General features: G+C 46.7%; 15 protein-coding genes and 1 pseudogene. 9 read left to right on the top strand and 7 right to left on the bottom strand.

The window, feature by feature from the left end; genetic code table 11:
• Positions 1–279: 279 nt before the first annotated feature.
• The 4 genes and pseudogenes from QUB33_RS26405 to QUB33_RS26390 form a co-directional block, all read right to left on the bottom strand.
• Positions 280–645 (bottom strand): annotated as a pseudogene (locus tag QUB33_RS26405) (transposase); the annotation flags it as partial.
• Positions 646–769: 124 nt separating this feature from the next.
• Positions 770–1,525, bottom strand: a complete 756-nt coding sequence (locus QUB33_RS26400) for a DUF2232 domain-containing protein (protein ID WP_333356566.1) — start codon at positions 1,523–1,525, stop codon at positions 770–772.
• Positions 1,526–1,788: 263 nt separating this feature from the next.
• Positions 1,789–2,286, bottom strand: a complete 498-nt coding sequence (locus QUB33_RS26395; RefSeq protein WP_333356562.1) for a universal stress protein — start codon at positions 2,284–2,286, stop codon at positions 1,789–1,791.
• A gap of 89 nt (positions 2,287–2,375) precedes the next feature.
• Positions 2,376–3,089: a Crp/Fnr family transcriptional regulator gene (locus QUB33_RS26390; RefSeq protein ID WP_333356559.1), complete on the bottom strand. Its 714-nt coding sequence runs from the start codon at positions 3,087–3,089 to the stop codon at positions 2,376–2,378.
• Between the two features lie 259 nt (positions 3,090–3,348).
• Between QUB33_RS26390 and QUB33_RS26385 the strand changes: the two genes are divergently transcribed.
• From QUB33_RS26385 to pgsA, 7 genes are all read left to right on the top strand, one after another.
• Positions 3,349–3,519: a hypothetical protein gene (locus tag QUB33_RS26385; protein ID WP_333356556.1), complete on the top strand. Its 171-nt coding sequence runs from the start codon at positions 3,349–3,351 to the stop codon at positions 3,517–3,519.
• 189 nt (positions 3,520–3,708) lie between these two features.
• A complete protein-coding gene (locus QUB33_RS26380; protein ID WP_333356553.1) occupies positions 3,709–4,008 on the top strand; it encodes a hypothetical protein in 300 nt (99 codons plus the stop codon).
• 164 nt (positions 4,009–4,172) lie between these two features.
• Complete coding sequence (locus tag QUB33_RS26375) at positions 4,173–6,482, top strand: hypothetical protein (RefSeq protein ID WP_333356551.1); 2,310 nt, start codon at positions 4,173–4,175, stop codon at positions 6,480–6,482.
• 74 nt (positions 6,483–6,556) lie between these two features.
• Positions 6,557–8,527, top strand: coding sequence for a hypothetical protein (locus QUB33_RS26370; protein ID WP_333356548.1), 1,971 nt, complete (start codon positions 6,557–6,559; stop codon positions 8,525–8,527).
• Positions 8,528–8,801: 274 nt separating this feature from the next.
• Entirely contained in the window at positions 8,802–9,512 is a 711-nt protein-coding gene (locus QUB33_RS26365) for a sugar transferase (RefSeq protein WP_333356545.1), read from the top strand.
• 82 nt (positions 9,513–9,594) lie between these two features.
• Positions 9,595–10,440, top strand: coding sequence for an ADP-ribosylglycohydrolase family protein (locus QUB33_RS26360; protein ID WP_333356542.1), 846 nt, complete (start codon positions 9,595–9,597; stop codon positions 10,438–10,440).
• 208 nt (positions 10,441–10,648) lie between these two features.
• Positions 10,649–11,167 (top strand): CDP-diacylglycerol--glycerol-3-phosphate 3-phosphatidyltransferase, encoded by a 519-nt coding sequence (gene pgsA, locus QUB33_RS26355; RefSeq protein ID WP_333356539.1) that lies wholly within the window; start codon positions 10,649–10,651, stop codon positions 11,165–11,167.
• Positions 11,168–11,264: 97 nt separating this feature from the next.
• Here pgsA and QUB33_RS26350 read toward each other — a convergent pair whose 3' ends face one another.
• The 3 genes from QUB33_RS26350 to QUB33_RS26340 all read right to left on the bottom strand — a co-directional run bounded on the left by QUB33_RS26350 (position 11,265) and on the right by QUB33_RS26340 (position 15,513).
• Positions 11,265–13,010, bottom strand: a complete 1,746-nt coding sequence (locus tag QUB33_RS26350) for a diflavin flavoprotein (RefSeq protein ID WP_333356536.1) — start codon at positions 13,008–13,010, stop codon at positions 11,265–11,267.
• On the bottom strand, positions 13,003–13,632 hold the full coding sequence (locus QUB33_RS26345; protein WP_333356533.1) for a hypothetical protein: 630 nt from the start codon (positions 13,630–13,632) through the stop codon (positions 13,003–13,005). Before QUB33_RS26345 ends, QUB33_RS26350 begins: the two co-directional genes overlap by 8 nt.
• Before the next feature lie 153 nt (positions 13,633–13,785).
• Positions 13,786–15,513: a diflavin flavoprotein gene (locus tag QUB33_RS26340; protein WP_333356530.1), complete on the bottom strand. Its 1,728-nt coding sequence runs from the start codon at positions 15,511–15,513 to the stop codon at positions 13,786–13,788.
• A 226-nt stretch (positions 15,514–15,739) separates the two neighbouring features.
• Here QUB33_RS26340 and QUB33_RS26335 point away from each other — a divergent pair, with 226 nt between their 5' ends.
• Together QUB33_RS26335 and QUB33_RS26330 are read left to right on the top strand one after the other, a co-directional pair.
• Entirely contained in the window at positions 15,740–15,865 is a 126-nt protein-coding gene (locus QUB33_RS26335; protein WP_333356527.1) for a hypothetical protein, read from the top strand.
• A 207-nt stretch (positions 15,866–16,072) separates the two neighbouring features.
• On the top strand, positions 16,073–16,204 hold the full coding sequence (locus tag QUB33_RS26330; RefSeq protein ID WP_333356523.1) for a hypothetical protein: 132 nt from the start codon (positions 16,073–16,075) through the stop codon (positions 16,202–16,204).
• Positions 16,205–16,814: the final 610 nt, after the last annotated feature.

The following is a 16,814-nucleotide window of genomic DNA, read 5'->3' as shown; positions in this document are numbered from 1 at the left end:
GTGAGTTGGATAAGAGATTCTGGAAACATAGAACAGATGGCACACTGATTATTTCTCCAGTATCCCAGCATTTTGGATCATTTATTTCTTGGATTACTCCAAAGGGCAGGTTAAAGTCTTGGGCTGAGCTTGGGGTTGGTTCGACTTTTCGGTACACGGGAGCCAACGATAATGCACGGGTTTTGAACTATCTTACCCGTTTTTCCTGCACGCTTACCACCCAGCTACTGCTCGCCCATCCAATCCCCGTCACTTTTTCCCCTTTTTTCAGCAAGCCCTAATTAGGTTCGGACTCATTCTTTGGCGAAAGTGAACCAATAGTGATGGGTCAAATGCAAGTTCATTGCTGTAGGTTAATTGACCGATAAAGTATTGCAAATAGGGGTTTTCGGGGATCTGTTCTACTGTTTCACGATCGCTAATTCCTAATTTTTCCTTAATGATTAATGCCCCCAATGCCATCCTAAACGATTTGGCTGGTGCACCCTTTTCTGTGGGGAAGTTTGCCGCATATTCTGATTCAAATTCATCCCACGGGATTATTTGGGCCATTTTTACCCAACGGTTGTCAGCAGACAACCTTCCGCCGAAGGGCAGTTCAAACTCGGATGGGGGGCTTGGGGCAAGCTCAGCTTTTCTGTACAGGTTCGCAGGTGGTTATGCACGGCTTTTGACCTATTTTACCTGTTTTTCACGGCGATGACTCTCGATCGCACCAGTTTTTAACCCAGACCAGGTAAAATGCGAGCGATTATTCAGCAAGCCTTAATTACTCTTCATAATCGATCAAAACTTGCACCCAGCTTGGTGGCCGCGGGATTGGATTTCCCAAACGATCTAATAGCAGCAAAGCTACTAAATGCACTACAAATAAATAGACAATATTGTTAACCAAAATCATCCCGGCGGCGATCGCCCCAATTGTGTTCAAACTCGGTACATTAAGCCAGCCCAGCTTCACAAACACCCATTCCACCATCTCTGTTACCTGGGCGGTTACGTAAACCCATAGATCTTGACCCACCAACGCTGACAGCAGCCAAAACCGAAAAAAGAAGCCGACAGTACCAATTAGCGCGCCCACACTAATAGAGAGTGACCAACTCGCTTTACGCCTCCAAAGTCCTCCCAGCGCAACACCCATAATTCCAAAAGGCATCACGTATAAAATGCTGCGCGTCGGGCCCATGAGTACCGACAGCAGCAAACCCGATACCAAAGCTGCCATCCAAGCTGCTCGGTTCCCCCAACGCAAGTAAACTAGGGCGATGGGGATCGGGAAAAAAACCCGCAGCAAAGGCCCCAGCGGAAAGTAATAATTTACCAGCCAAATTAAGCTAGCCGTACTTGCTAAAAAAGCTGTTTCTACCAGCCTTAAAGGCGCTTCCCCAGAGGCGCGCTTCCCCGGATCGGGATTGGTGCGATCGCCAGCCATTGCTGAAATATCGGCGGTTTGCGGCTCGTTATTTTTACTGGGTGAACTACCCGAATTAGACGCAGCGTCTGCTGAAAAAAAATCACTCATCCGATTTTAGATTTTAGATTTTAGATTTTAGATTTTAGATTTTACGGGACCTGCGCCCGATACGGCTGATTCCCGATTTTAGATTTTAGATTTTAGATTTTAGATTTTAGATTTTACGGGACTTGCGCTCGATACGGCTGATTCCCGGTTTCAGTGTTTGGATGCCTCGCCGCCCAATTTAATATTGCTCGCAGAAACCGGGTTTAGGTAGGAACGCAAGTCTCATTTTAGATGGATTTTCTCAGCCAAAATTTTCAGCAGCATTATTTTTCGATTTTGACTTCCTGGATTACAAAAACCGAACAAGATGCGTGGTGAACGACATAATTGCTGACGCTGCCGAGGAAAGCTTCTGCCAGCCCCGTGCGGCCGCGCCTCCCCAACACTATTAAATCTGCGCCCCAATTTTCGGCGGATTCACAGATACAGTGCCCCGGATCTCCGTCCATTTTGCAGTCAAATTCCACCTGCAATCCTTGTTTTGCTGCGGCGTCGCAGTAATTTTTCAGCAAACCCGAAGCCTGTTTTACATCCCTGTCCAGCCGCAAACGTTGAGCTTGATAAGCTTGATCCATTAACTCGACATTCAGACCCAAATCTACTGGAATTGGCACTGCAGTCTGACCCACCGTGCTAACAGTAACGCAGTTAAATAGCATCACCTGGGCGCGATCGCTCAGAGCTAATTCTAAAGCTTGAGTGAAGACGCGGCGGCCGAGTTCAGAATCATCTAAGGCGGCGAAAATTTTCTTAAAACTCACAGCTTTACCTCCTGCGGGAAATCATTCATATCAGTTAGGTAACAGAGAGTGCTTTTGAATCTAATTCAAATTAGCAATCTCTGATACTTCTAGACTAACAGACGCTCTAAGGCGTGCAGGTCGGGAATGCACAAAACGTCACGTTCGCGCTGAATAGTTCCTTTTTTTTCCAGCTTGCTCAGCACTCGCGTTACTGTTTCGCGAGCCAGCCCGCTGAGGCTACTCAATTCTCTGTGTGGCAGGTTCGGTATTTCTGTACCTCCTGTTTCCAGGATTTTTTTGCCTTGCCCCTCGGCCAAAAATAATAGAATATCTGCTACTCGCGAGGTACTGTCCGACTCTCGCAAACGCAGGCGGCGGTTGACTTGTCGCAGGCGACGCGCCATCAGTTGAGCTAGCCGAATGCCTGCTAGCGGCTCGGTATGAATGAGCTGCACAAAATCCTGAGATGGCATATTGCCGATCAGTGTCGGGGCTAGGGTGATCACATCTGTCGATCGCGGTGCTTCTTCGATCGCGGCCATTTCCCCGAATAATTCTCCTTTCCCTAAAATATTCAGTGTTACTTCTTTTCCGTCTAGGTTGTAGGTGCGAATTTTCACCCAACCATCCAATATAAAATACACTGATGTTCCCCAGTCATTTTCGAGTAAAATCACTTGATTTGACGGATGACTGCGGGTAACGATGTGGACAGTTGCTCTCTCGATTACAGGATCGGGCAAGCCTGCAAAAAAAGGAGTAGAAACTATCAATTGATTTATATTAGACTGCGGATCTCGGGTGTTAAAGCGGTCTTCCATGAGGCCATCATTTTAATTTATGCGCTTGATCTGCGCTGGGCAGTTAGAAATAGCTTGCAGCCGAGTCATTCGATTTGAGATTCAAGATTTGAGAAACAAGGATCTAAAATCGGCAATTTTACCTCTAAAGTTTTGCGGTGAAAGGCCCAATATGGGAATTAATAGCCTCAAGCTCTGATTGAGAGCTAGAAACTTAAAAATATACCATAATTTTTTAGATACATACCACTGAGCAAATTTTATTAACAAAATTTTAGCAATGGGGCAAACGACTGAGCCGATCGAATTACCTTTGAAAGCACTTCGCTTAGAAAGCTTAACACTGCTGAGAGATTTGTTGTCACTCTCGCCCTGCTGTCGAGAAGGCAGAATCCACGAGCACAAGCCTGCAAGCACGGTAGACAGATCCCAAATTCGAGCAACTGCCTAGAACCTGGCAAATGTCAGCACGATCGGCAAAATCCACAGCCATTGCGAGCCTAAAGACTGGCGCTCTTGGCGAGCGAAACCCACCCACTTCCCAGCAAACTTTTCTGCTACCCCAAGATTATTGTACCATTAGTATCTAGCCATGAATACATATAAAAGGCTATAATTAAAGGTTACTCAAACCCAGTATATGGGAACAATCCCGAATGTCGGTATCCCCACTCCCAAAGCGTTTGAGGTTTTTTCCAACTCGGTGAAAGATGAAGAGACAGTGGTGCGCCACCATGCTAACGAAACTCGCGGTGACAGTGTGCGGCCCGCCGTTCAAGCAGGTAAAGGCCAAAGTTCGTCGGGATCGCCGCTCTTACGAGCAGGAATCAGCCTCCTGGTCGGGAAACTCGCCCCTGAGCCGCAGACTTTGACAGCACTTGCAATTGATAGCAGCGGGCATTTGGTGCGGAAGTACCGGCTAACCTATCATAGGCAATAGAAGTTATCCGAAGGCAAAACGTTAATTAACAGTTGTCAGAAAATATTAGTGAATTATTGACGGACTCGCATTCAGATTATTCTATCTATTGGCATCGCTGCCGCCTGACTTCAGTCTTTTTTCGGTAAAGTTTCTCCCAAGCCGCATTCCCAGAGGTTCCGCCCTTGAATTCTCAGAAGTACAAAATTCAAGCACTGATTGCTGAGATAGACGAGGTACTCAGCAAGCCCGCACCCCGCTTGCCTTGGACGGGTTCGATCGATACTGTCCACCAGCGCCAACTTTTAGAGCGAGTTCGCGCTTATCTGGTTTCCTCAGACTCAAAGCTAACGGCCGCAAAAGCCACCGCCCGCCCAAATGTGCGCCCGCAACCAGTTCCAGTGCCCAAAGTGCCTCTGCCCGCCCCTGGCCCCTCAGCAGCAGAGCAAATCATGCTTGCCGTAACCGGAGAAATCAGCCACCTGCGTTCAAGCCTGACAGGGCCGCTCCAAGAAGACATAGAAGCTCTGCGGCAAGAGCAGCAAGCTCTAATTCAAGAAATCAAACAGCTAGAAGCAAAACGGCAGCAGCAACAATCCCTAGCTCAGCAGCAAGCCAACCAACAGCGAATCATTGCTGAATTCTTGCAGGTACTGACTGCCCGCTTGGAAGAAACCTTGACTAGCGATTTCTCCCAAATTATAAGTTCCCTAGAAAATCAGTTATTGCAAAGCAGCGCAGCAGCTTACTCTTTGGGCGGTGCGGCTGATGAACAGTCGGCTATTGACGTAACACTAAACCGACAAACCTCAGAAGAAAACCCGCTGCTGACGCCGGCTCAGAGGTTGGAGCAAATGCAACTGTTCCAATCTCATGCTGACAGTCTGCTGATGAGTCTCGATTCTAGGATGGGTACCGTGTTCGAGGCTTTGCAAGCAAATCTGCAAAGCTATCAAGCTTCCTTGAGACAAGAACTCGAAAATATGTACGGTTTGAGTCAGCAGAGCGAGGCGATGTTCGCGGCTTTGGTCAACCACTTGGCCGCACAGTTGGGACGAGAAGCATCTTCCTACGTTCAACAGCCGATCGATTTAGCTAATAATCTCGAAACCGTCACCCCAACCGCAGCCGATCGATCTCCTGTCGCTCCCACCCTTTCAAATACTTCGATCGAGCACTCAGCCGCAGAGACTCTGACTGAAGACTCGGTGCAGGAAATTCGCAGCGGCGAATTCGGAGAAGAAGACAGATTGCCCTACGCCGGTACAGAAATTTCTCCGCAATTCAGACAGTTGAGGCGCGACCGCGACCGCATTCAAGCCCCAATTTTGCTCCCGGAGTTGGAAGATAAATTTGTCGGTTCTGCACCAGAAGTATCTCGAAATGAAACTCTGTTACCTGGCGGTGAATCGGAAAATAGGTTAACAGAAAAAGACGAAGATATTGAGGATTTGTATGCAAGTTTGTTCGCGGGAGCAGCGGTTCCTGAAGTAGAATTACAAATCGAAAGTTTCCCGGTAGAAAATACTGAAAGTGAGGTCGAAAGTGAAGGTTTACAGTATCAAAGTGCGGCGCATAATGAAACTGCCGACTCGCTAAAAATGACCGAAGATTTGTTGGTAAATCTGCTAGACGAAGGGGAATCTCTGGAAGAGATTTTAGTAGATGAAGATTCAGACTTTGTAATGGGTAATTCTGTAGACGCTCTAACTTTAGATACTGCAGATTTATTTGAACCGCAAGTGGCAACAGTAGCTCAAGTTTCAGAAGCACCACCCTCAACCGCTGAGGTGCAACTTGACGCGGACGATCGAGAAAATCTAGAAACGGCTCAAAACCTCAGCGAGCAGTTCGGCGCTACAGTCCCTCAATCAGCAGCTTTGCCGTTGAGAACGCCTGCAGAAATTAACCCTCAGCGCCCCAGTGCCGACTCCCGTGTGCCGAGTGCCGGTGACGTTCAAACTGGCGAGTTCGACTCATCCTCGCAGGGACTCGATGATGGGTACATCCAAGCTTCGCCGGACGAGGATTTGCTGCCGGTCGAGGCATTAGAAGATGACCTCGATCGAGCTCTAAATTTGGACAACAATACTCTGGAACTTTTGGAGGCAGACCTCTCCAATCTGGAGGGATTGGAAAATACTAGCTCTGGGCGATCGAATTTCTCAGTCGCTAACAGCTTGGATTTATCGGCGACTTCCCCCGAGGACATTGCAAAAAATCCCTTTGCCGAGGCCGCAGAGGAAGAACTCGGCACGCTGGAGGATTTGTTCTCCGATGTGTTGGAACTCTCATCTGAGGATGAACCCTTTGTTTTGGAAAACGAACTTGAGGGAGATTTGTTTGCGGAGGAAGACGACTCGAATTTGACGCTAGACGAGATTTTGGCTAGTTTGACCGAGACCGATCGACCTTTGACGGATTCTCCCCCTCCAGAAACTGCCGAAACTAAAGAACTGCGATCGAGTCCTCCAGAAAGTAAAAAAAAAATCTAATTTCGACAGAGAGTAAAGCAGGAGTTGTTGAGGGGAAAACCGAGTTTAGCGAGTTTGCCACACAGCAGCAAGAGTTGGCGCCTCCTTTTGTTGCAGGTGCGATCGCCCCATCCCGAGAAGGCCGGAATTCTAGCTGGTATTTGGGCATTGATTTTGGTTCCAGCGGCGTGTCTGCGGCTTTGCTCGATCGCACCAGTGGCCAGTTGCACCCGATTTACTGGGAAGCATCGCAGGCTGAGGGTTCCCCAGCAGACGCCAGCTTTCGGATTCCCTCGGCTGCGGTTCTGGCGGAAACAGCCCCAGGAAGCCTAGGGTCAGAGGTGACAGTCAAGTCGGTGGGATTCCGACCCCAGGCTTTGGCTGCAGGAGAATTTTTAGTGGAAAATTTTAAATTGCCTTTAAAGGTGGGCATTCCTTATCAGCGGGAGGCTGCTGGGATGTACGAACCGCTATTGCAGTGGTCGCCCTTGCAGGCTTTTTCGATCGCCTTGCCGCTACAAGCTGTGCGGGCACTGCTGGCTACTTTGAATCCGAGTTTGCGGGGACAAAAATTTGACGGATCGGGGGAAGTTTTGGATTCTGCACCAAGGGCGATTTTTGCAGGATTGCCAGTTTCCAATTTAATCTGTAGGGCTTCAGGACTAACGCCAGAAACTCTCGATGCGGCGCTTTTAGACTTGCAGGGTGTAATTTTGGGGACTCCTGCCGGCTGGTCGGATGTTTATATGTTTAATCTGCGGGAGGCGGTTTTGGGCGCGTCTCTGGTGGCTTCTGATTCGCAAATTTTTGTGGTGGAAGATGCGATCGCCACTTTGCTTGCTGCTGTAACTCCTGTAAAAAATGGCACAGAAGTGCCGTCGTCAGCCGTGGATTCTGCTAAGGGCGGCGAAGAAGCTGCACCGCTGAGTGTTAATGCTTCATCTTTTAGCGGGGGAACTTTGATTTTGAATGCGGGGGCGGCGACGGTGGAATTAGCTTTAGTGGAGTTGCCGTCCAATCTTCAAGATTTAACTCGTGCTGATTTTACTTGCCAGAGTTTTGGTTTTGCTGGCGATGCTTTCGATCAGGATATTATCTGTCAGTTGTTGGCTAAAAATGAAACGTGGGGAATGTCGATCGATTTGCCGCGTCCGGGGCATCCAGATTTGCCGAGCCGCTATCAATTGCAGCAGCGGTTACAAGGTTCTGCTTTTGGCCTGCAATTGTTAGAAGCGGCAAGGCAAATAAAAGTTATTTTGCAACATCAAAAAAGTTTTGCTTTGGATATTGACCAGCAGCATTGGGATGTGAAGCGCAAAGATTTGGAAAGTCTGGTTTTAGTGCCTTTTGTGCAGCAGTTGAACCGGGAATTGAATGCTTTGCTCAGCCGGGCGGGAATGTCGCCGGCGGGGATTAATCAGGCAATTTGTGCAGGGGGTATGGGTGCTTGGCCTGCGATCGCCCGCTGGTTGCGGCAGAAGCTGCCGAATGCGATCGTGGTTCAAGACCACGAATTGCAGGTCGATCGAGATATTTTTGAGATTCCCAATTCTGCATTAAATTCGGTATCTCAAAGTACAAATTTTTCCCAAAAATTTGGTCGAGTTGCCTGCGGGTTGGCGAGTTTGGCTCTATATCCTCACATTTTGGATGTGTCGCAGCAGCAGTACAGCGACTTTTTTCTGCTGTGGGAATTAATGCAGGTTTTGGGTGAGGAAACTTTGAGCTTTCAGGAAATTTTGCAGTTGTTGGAACATCAGGGCGTGAATACCCGCACCTGCGAACCCCGGATTTTGCGGATTTTGGAAGGAAATTTGCCGGCGGGACTTGTGCCTGCGGAGGAAGATTTCATGCTGTTGGCCGAGGAGTCGAGACAAAATCCTGATTGGGAAGCAATTTTGGCTGAGCCGCTTTTCTTTGAAGATGTCTCACGGGGTTATCGTTTGAATCTCGAACACGCCTTTGTTGTCCGCGAATATTTAGCCAAACTCGCCTCTAGCAGCCAGCAAAAATTGTTAGAGCCGCTAACACTTGCTTGGGATGTTCGCACCGATATTTATCGCTAAACGGCAAAAAACCTGGTTTCTCAGTAGAATCCTCCCTGTCTTTCGGGAAGAGTCCTAGTCGAAACCAGGTTTTTTTGCGTCCAGGACTAACATTTTTCTGTAAATTTACGTAAGTTTACATAAACTTTATACGTTTTTATAAAAAATACATAGAAACTTTATAAAAGTATTATTGGTTTTTAAAGATTGTGCAAAGCTCAGCATTTCAGGTTCTGCAGATTTGGGATGGCTAATAAGATGGACGTAAGAGATCGTTAAAGTTGAGACAAATCATATGAAATTTCCCATGGGTGCCTCGTGGAAATCATCATTATCAGAAATCCTGTCCTTATTTTTTCAAGAATTTACTTACAGAGTCGGTGTATCAAAACAACAGCATCACCGATCCGTAACGAGCAAGGTAAAACGGTTAATCGATATTTTGGGCTCGCTGCTGGGACTGGCAATTGCTGCTGCGGTGGCGCTGCCGGTGGCAGTGGCGATGCTATTGGACAATCCGGGCCCGCTGCTTTACAGTCAAGTCCGCTGCGGCTTGAAAGGGCGGCTTTTCAGAATATGGAAATTTCGATCGATGGTTGTCGGTGCAGAAAATCTCAAACATTTAGTTAGGAACCAAGCCAAGGGTCACATTTTTAAGAATGAAAATGACCCGCGAATTACCCGCGTCGGCCGCTTCTTGCGGTGCACGAGTTTGGACGAGTTGCCTCAATTCTGGAACGTGTTAGTCGGCGACATGAGTTTGGTGGGAACTCGACCGCCCACTCCTGATGAAGTTGCTGCCTATGACGATTTTCACTGGCAACGTTTAAATGTCAAACCCGGTATGACTGGGGAGTGGCAAGTCAACGGACGGTCTGGAGTTAAAGACTTTGACGAGATTGTACTCATGGATCTCGACTATCAGCGCAAGTGGTCTGTTGTCTACGACATCACTCTGATTTGCCAAACAATTTGGGTGGTCTTGAGTAAAAACGGTGCGTGTTAATAGACTTACTGTTTTGGGGTGTTTTTGGATTTTAAATTTTAGGGCAAAGCGGGGATGAAATAGTTGGAAACTGATTAAATATATGTTAATAGAATTAGCGATTGGTGACGCTTACGGTGCGGGTTTTGAATTTGTTGACCCGCAGACGATCGAATTGTACAACAATCTCAACGGCTACATCAAGCATCCCCGTCACGATATCCAGCCTGGATGTTACACGGACGATACGCAGATGAGTTTAGCCGTCGCAGAAGCTATCGTCAGCCGAGAACCTTGGACACCGGAACTTTTAGCCAGCAAATTTGTTGCAGCTTTTCACCGCGATCGGCGATTTGGTTATGCTGGTAAATTTTACAATTTTTTGCTACAAGTTCAAGACGGAAAAGAATTCTTAGAAAAAATTCACTCCGCTAGCGATAAAAGCGGATCTGCGATGCGAGCCGGGCCGATTGGCATTTTTCCTACTATTGAAAAAGTCATCGAAAATGCTACCATTCAAGCTGCCATTACTCACAACACTCCTGATGGCATTAAAGCAGCTATAGCGGCCGCTTTGATGTCCCATTATTTTATTTATCAGCTAGGTTTAAAGAAGAATTTGGGAAATTTTCTAGAAAAGCACGTCCCTGGTGAGTGGTCGATACCTTGGCAAGGACAAGTCAGCGTTAAAGGTTTGGACTGTGTTAGAGCAGCTATTACTGCGGTCATGCGAAATGATAGTATGAGCAAACTGCTCCAAGGTTGCATTGCTTTTTCGGGAGATGTCGATACAGTAGCAACTATTGCTTTAGCTGCTGGTTCCTGTAGCAGTGAAATTGCCCAAGACCTGCCAAAAAATTTGGTACAAGGATTAGAAAATCAATCTTACGGCAGAGATTATATCATAGAACTGGATCGACAGTTAATGAATTGCAGGAGCGACTTCTGACTTCTTCCTGAGATAGGTTACATTCGTTAAATCCCTTAAACTGTTTCGTTGCCTAACTTCTTTCTATTAGGATTAAGACCAACTGTCACAAATAAGGTTAAATTTTATGTATGTAGTTGCGCTTTAGCGCTCTTAGCTTAGGAAAGAGCGCTAAAGCGCAACTACATACCTTTGTTTGATTTTCCAGTTGGCCTTAGTCGTATCTATTATGAATTTGCCTAATCTGATTACTTTTTCTCGCTTGCTGGGAGTGCCTTTTCTGCTCTACGGTTTGTACGACCCAAGCGCTCAAAGCCGCTGGATTTGCACCGCAATTTTTGTGGTAGCTGCGGCTACTGATTGGCTGGACGGCTATTTGGCTAGGAAGCTGAATCAAATTACCGATTTGGGTAAGTTTCTCGATCCTTTGGTGGATAAATTGTTGGTTCTGGCGCCGCTTTTAGTGTTGATTGAGTTGGGTCGAGTCCCGGCTTGGGGAGTGTTTTTGATTTTGGGTCGGGAGTTGACAATTGCGGGGTGGCGTGTTAATAAAACTACGATTTCTGGAGCTAATATTTGGGGCAAATTGAAGACGGTGAGTCAGATTGTGGCGATCGCACTTTTAATTGCTCCTCTGTCTGAAGCGTGGGAGTTTCCCGCATTAATTGCTTTTTGGGTTTCTGTGGCTTTAACTTTGGTTTCTGGTGCTATTTATCTGTGGCCGGAAAAGACGGCGGAGGACAAGTAAATCGGTTTTATTTAAATCTCAGATGAACGCCGATAAACCCAGATCAAAACTTCGATATATTTGTACGGACACGGCATTGCCGTGTCCTAGCCGTAGGTTAATAATGAGTCCCCGATTTCCGGTAGTGGACCGCTGTCACGCCGTCATTTTTGAGCAAATGACCGTTGTCAATCGCCGCATAAACTACCCAGTGATCGCCACATTCCATCCGACTTATCACTTTGCATTCCAGATAAGCTAGAGCATCAGTCAAAACGAGACAGCCGTTGCTAGCTTCCATTGTTTCGACTCCCGCAAATCTGTCTTCTCCCGGAGCAAAGTTTTTCATGAAATACTTCCGCAACTGTCGCCCTTCTGCTAAGATGTTGAGCACAAATTTATCTCCGGCATACATCAAAGATTCGATCGATCGATCTTTCGCCACCGCAATCGTCACACCGGGCGGATTAAAAGTTGCTTGCGACACCCAGGAAGCCAGCATCGCACTGGTGACATCCTCCCGCTTCGCCGAGACTACGCACAGCGAACCAACGAGTCTCCCTACTGCTTGTTCAGTGCGATCGCTTCCTGCTGCTAACTGCGGTTTCGGTGCCCGCAATTTTTGCGATCGAATCAAAGCTTGAGCAAAATCCGTTCCCGCTTCTGTGCACTCGTGAATCGTCGCCGCCGTTGGCTTAAATTTGGCTCGAATCGGCTCAAATCCAATTCGATAGCCAGCATCTTTCAGCTTGTTTTCCACTAAGTCGATCGCCTCTCCACTCCAGCCAAAAGAACCGAAAACCCCCGCTAATTTGCTCTTAGTTGCGGTAGATAAAACTATTCCCAAAGCAGTTTGAATTTGCGTCGGAGCGTGTCCTGCTAGCGTCGGGGTTCCGATGATAAATCCCGCGCATTTTTCGATCGCCTCTTTAATTTCTCCCGGTTCGGCAAATTCGCAGTTAATACTTTCCACTGCAACGCCGGCTTTCGTAATTCCTTTGGCGATCGCTTGGGCTAAAGTAGCCGTATTTCCGTAAGCCGAAGCATAAATCAAAGCAACTGTCAAGTCTTTGGAATTTTGTTGCTGGCTCCATTCCCGATACAAATTACTCAGTTCATTAAGGCCGTAACGGACGATCGGGCCGTGACCGGGAGCATAAAATGCTGCGGGTAAATCGGCGAATTTATCCATTGCGGCCAGCACTTGTTTTGCCTGAGATGCGTGCAGGGAATCGTAATAATAGCGCCGATCTTCGCTGTAAACGCTCCACCCTTCATCGAATACTTGATCGCCGCAAACGTGAGCTCCAAATAGTTTGTCCGTGAACACGATTCGAGTGTGCGGATCGTAGGTGCAAAGTTCATCAGGCCAACGGGGAGTTGGAGTCGCGATGAATTTTAAGGCGTGACCTTTTCCTAAGTTGAGAGTTTCTTCTCCCCGAACGATCAAAATGTTTAATTCTTGGTCGGGGAAAGCGGCTCGTAAACTAATTGCGGCGGGATTCGTGCACACCAAAGCTACTTGAGGAGCTAATTCTAACAGAGCTTTAATCGTGGTTGCTCTGTTAGCATTGAAATGCCCCAAAATTATGTAATCCAGCTTTGTCAAGTCCACCCGTTTCTGCAAAAATTCCAGGTAATTTTGAGTAAAAGATTCCCCCGGCGGGTCGAACAAAGCAGTTTTGTCAGCTTGAATAATATAGCTATTGGCTGTCGTACCCTTTTGCAGCGAATACTCGACTTCAAATTTGAGTCGATCCCAAGTGCGCGATCGCACAATAAAAGTATCGAGGGCGATCGGGATAAACTGCACGTCGCGGGGTTTGACATCAGATGCGAGTCTAGGAGTCAAAGTGTTAGTCATTAATTGCACCTATGAGAAACTGAACTACAGAACTTCTTTTGATTTCGTGCCAAAACTTGGTATCTACAATGTCAAACCTTGCCCCTCGGCCCTGTAAATTGGTATCCAGGTCAGTCAGAAATTCCCTGGTTTTCAAATCATCCCCAATTTGGATAAAGCTCACTCCAATTTCTTCGTCTTTATCTATTTTATTTGCTGCACTTACAATTATTTCGGCAACAGCAGCGGTATTTTCGGGTTTTTGATCTAGGACTGCAACAATTATTGCTCCTTTGTTCCCTTTGCCATCTGTTTTGTTTGCGAAATAATCGCTAAAACTTGCTTTCAGAGCTTCTTCCAAATGAATTGTAGTGGGGTTTTCTGAATCCGGTTCTGTATTTTGTCGCTGCAAAATTTCAGCTAACCGGGCAACATTGGAATTTTTATACTTCCACATAGGAGTAGAAGCTTCGTAAAGAGTGATGCCGTCGCTGTCAAATTCCTGACATTTTTTTGCTAAGTCAATCAGAGATGCCTGTGCTTCTACCCACTCCTCGTACCAAGGATGGTGAGGGTCTCTGCTGGCATCGCTTCTGGCAATAATAATTGTGTAATCTCGGTCTTCTAAAAGATTGGCAGGCATTGGCAATTCCTCAGAGTGAAAATGGAAAAGCAAAAGGTAAGAAAAGGCTTATGGCGCACCGTAAGTTTAGCTGCCGGTAAGGTTCGCCATAAGCACCCTACGTTGAGAGTTTTTGCGTAGGTAAGGTGCCGCATAAGCACCCGAATTTCCTTCCTAATAGTGATTTCCGACTTTTCGGTGGTGAACTGCAGGCAGTGCATCGGGATTGGATACGCGACCGCTATCGACGATCGCATATACGATATGATGATCCGAAAGTTCCATCCGGCTCACTACTTCGCATTCCATGTAAGCCAAAGCATCAGTCAGAATGGGAGAACCGTTGGTTGCTGGTTGAGTTTTAACTCCCGCAAATCGATCGGCACCAGGAGCAAAACGCTTTAAAAAGTGCCTCATCAAGGTTTGATAATTGCCTTCTTCCAGCACGTTGAGAACAAATTTATCTCCCGCGTGCATCATCGATTCGATCGCCCGATCCTTCGCAACTGCTATTGTTAAACCCAGCGGTTTAAAACTTGCCTGCGTTACCCAAGAAGCTAGCATCGCACCGCTAACATCACCTTTTTGGGCGGTGATGATGTACAGTCCGCCGCTGATCCGTCCCAAAGCTTTATCGAGGTCGCTGTCGAGGGATTTCATCTGTTTGACTGCTTTGTCCCGCGTCAGCCACTGTCCCAAGTCGGTGCCGGCTTCGTCGCAAAGTTGATAACTCGCTTCTGTCGGTGATTCTTTAATTAAAATGTTGGGAAATGCTTCTTTTAAACCCAACTCTTTGAACTTGTTTCGCAGCGGGTAAATAGATACGTCATCGCCGCCGCCGGATTCGCACAAACCGAAAGATTGTTTGTTGTTAGCCGCAACTAAAATTGTGTTGATGGCAGCTTCGGCATTCGCAGCAGCAGTACCGCTACTCGGCGGCGAACAAATTACGATACCGGCAGCATTACCGACAAGTTCCGCAACTTCTTGTAAGTCGGCGATTCTCAAGTCCATCATTTCCACGGCGACACCGGTTTTGGTGATACCGTGGGCGATCGCCTGGCTGAGCCGATCGCTAAATCCGTAGTCTGAAGTGTAAAATACCGCTACAGTCGTTTCTGCCTTAGCTTGCGCTTGGCTCCACTTTTTGTAGCGTCCGGTTAGTTCAACTACATTGTGCCGCAGCAGGGGCCCGTGACCGGTCGCAATTGTACCGATTTCTCCCAATTCTGCCATCCGCTTCATCGCAGCGAGTACCGATCGAGCATTGGGAGCCATCAAACACTCATAATAAAAGTGATAATCTTCCTCAACTGCTGCTAAATCGTCATCGAAGGTGCTGTCGGAACAGTAGTGCATCCCGAAAGCATCGCAGGTGAACAGCACTTGAGTTTTGCTGTCGTAGCTGAAAATAGTATCGGGCCAGTGCAAGTTCGGCGCCGATACGAATTCGATAATGTGGCCGTTTCCTAAATCTAGTTTGTCCCCGTTTTTTACTACCAATCGCTCAAATGGTTGGTGTACAAGGTTTTCTAAAAATTGAATTGCTACTTTCGCCCCCACGACAATTGCTTGGGGTGCCAGCGCCAGCACGTCTTTGACTAAACCGCTGTGGTCTGGCTCGGTGTGGCTGATAATTAGATAGTCAATCTCTTTCGGGTCAATTTCCCCCGTCAGAGTATCCATGTATTGCTGGCGAAACTTCTCGTGCGAGGTATCGACGAGGGCGGTTTTTTCACCGCGAATGATGAATGAGTTGTAAGTTGTACCGTTTTTGAGCCCGAATTCGATGTCAAAGCGGTCTCTCTCCCAGTCCAGGCATCGAATTGCCGTTGTATCAGAGGCAATTTCGACTTTTTCCACCGTCAATCTGCGTTGGACTCGTTCAGTCAGCGCTACCATCAGTGCCTCCTTGTCTGTTACCCATTACCTTATTGTTTCCATTCTGACACGTTTCTTTTGTAAATCTTTATAAAATTTCTTATGAGGCTGTTAAGTATCCCAAAATTTATGGCGTAAGGCAGTTCGGCAACAAAGCACTGTACCGGATGTAACGGATTTGAGGAAGAAGGAAAATTCAATAAAATCAATTTTCGGCCTATAAACAGTTGACAATAAACTTATCTCTGTGGTATTAAAACTGAGTTCAAGTGGTTGGGCGATCGCCTCTTTAGAAGACTATCAGTCAAATGCGATTCTCGATCGCACGGCAATTGGGATTAGCGAGAATGACTTGGCATTTAAGTCAACCTAATCAAACGTCAAATGCGATCGCGCTCTCTTATCCCGATGTGTTTAAGCAGTCGGGGATTTGGGGATAATGATAGAGTAAAAAAAAATCCGCTCCACAAGCAAAAATCGACTCATATAGCAATCCTTGCAAGAGTCGTAAATTTTTTACCCCACCCCAACCCTCCCGAAGCCGCTCTGAGGGATTAAGAAATTCACAGGGAGCATCTCAATGAAAGCAGCCAAGCTAGAAATTCGAGTTGGGAGGCAGGAGGCAGGAGCAGAAGGCAGAAGGAAAGAGGAAGAAGCAAGGAGCCAGAAGAAGTGTTTTTACAAAAATGAGATGCTCCCACTTCATAAATGATTGAGGATTTCTATAGATGTAAAGCTACAGCAGATTGCAGGTAAATATAGTACACTTAAAAATAGTATGTTAATAGCAGTAATGAAACCATTACCGATCGAATTTCGAGAAAAGTGGTCAAAGCTGTGCGTGCAGGGTAACACATCATTTAGACAACTAGGGACCAGATTTGATGTCAGCAAATATAATTGTTGAACGACTATTAAAGCCCTACCAACTTACATGATATATCCAACCACTTCGTCAAGTTGGAAGTCTCTAAAGTAAGTTGAATGGATATTCAACTCACTTTCATCAACTGGTAGAAAAATATTCAGAGAGCATCGTTGTCAGAATATTGTGAATACTGGGGAAATTTTTACGGACAATGGATAACTCCTAGTACCATGTGCCGAGAATTAAAAAGGCTGGGACTAACAAAAAAAAAGACCCTACGAAGCAGTCAAGCGGCGACAGACCCGGTGCAAAAATTAAGAGGAGAATACTGGGAAAAAGTGAAAAATATATATCTATAAAACCTGGTATTTATAGATCAATACGGTTTACTTAAGGCTTGGGAGGCTTTAAGATATTAAAAACAGGAGGATTCATTTTTATTCCAGTACCTCTG

This window comes from Microcoleus sp. B3-A4 (assembly GCF_036705385.1).
GTDB lineage: Bacteria > Cyanobacteriota > Cyanobacteriia > Cyanobacteriales > Microcoleaceae > Microcoleus.
The sequence above is the reverse complement of the archived record's forward strand: the minus strand, read 5'-3'. Positions and strand labels throughout refer to the sequence as shown.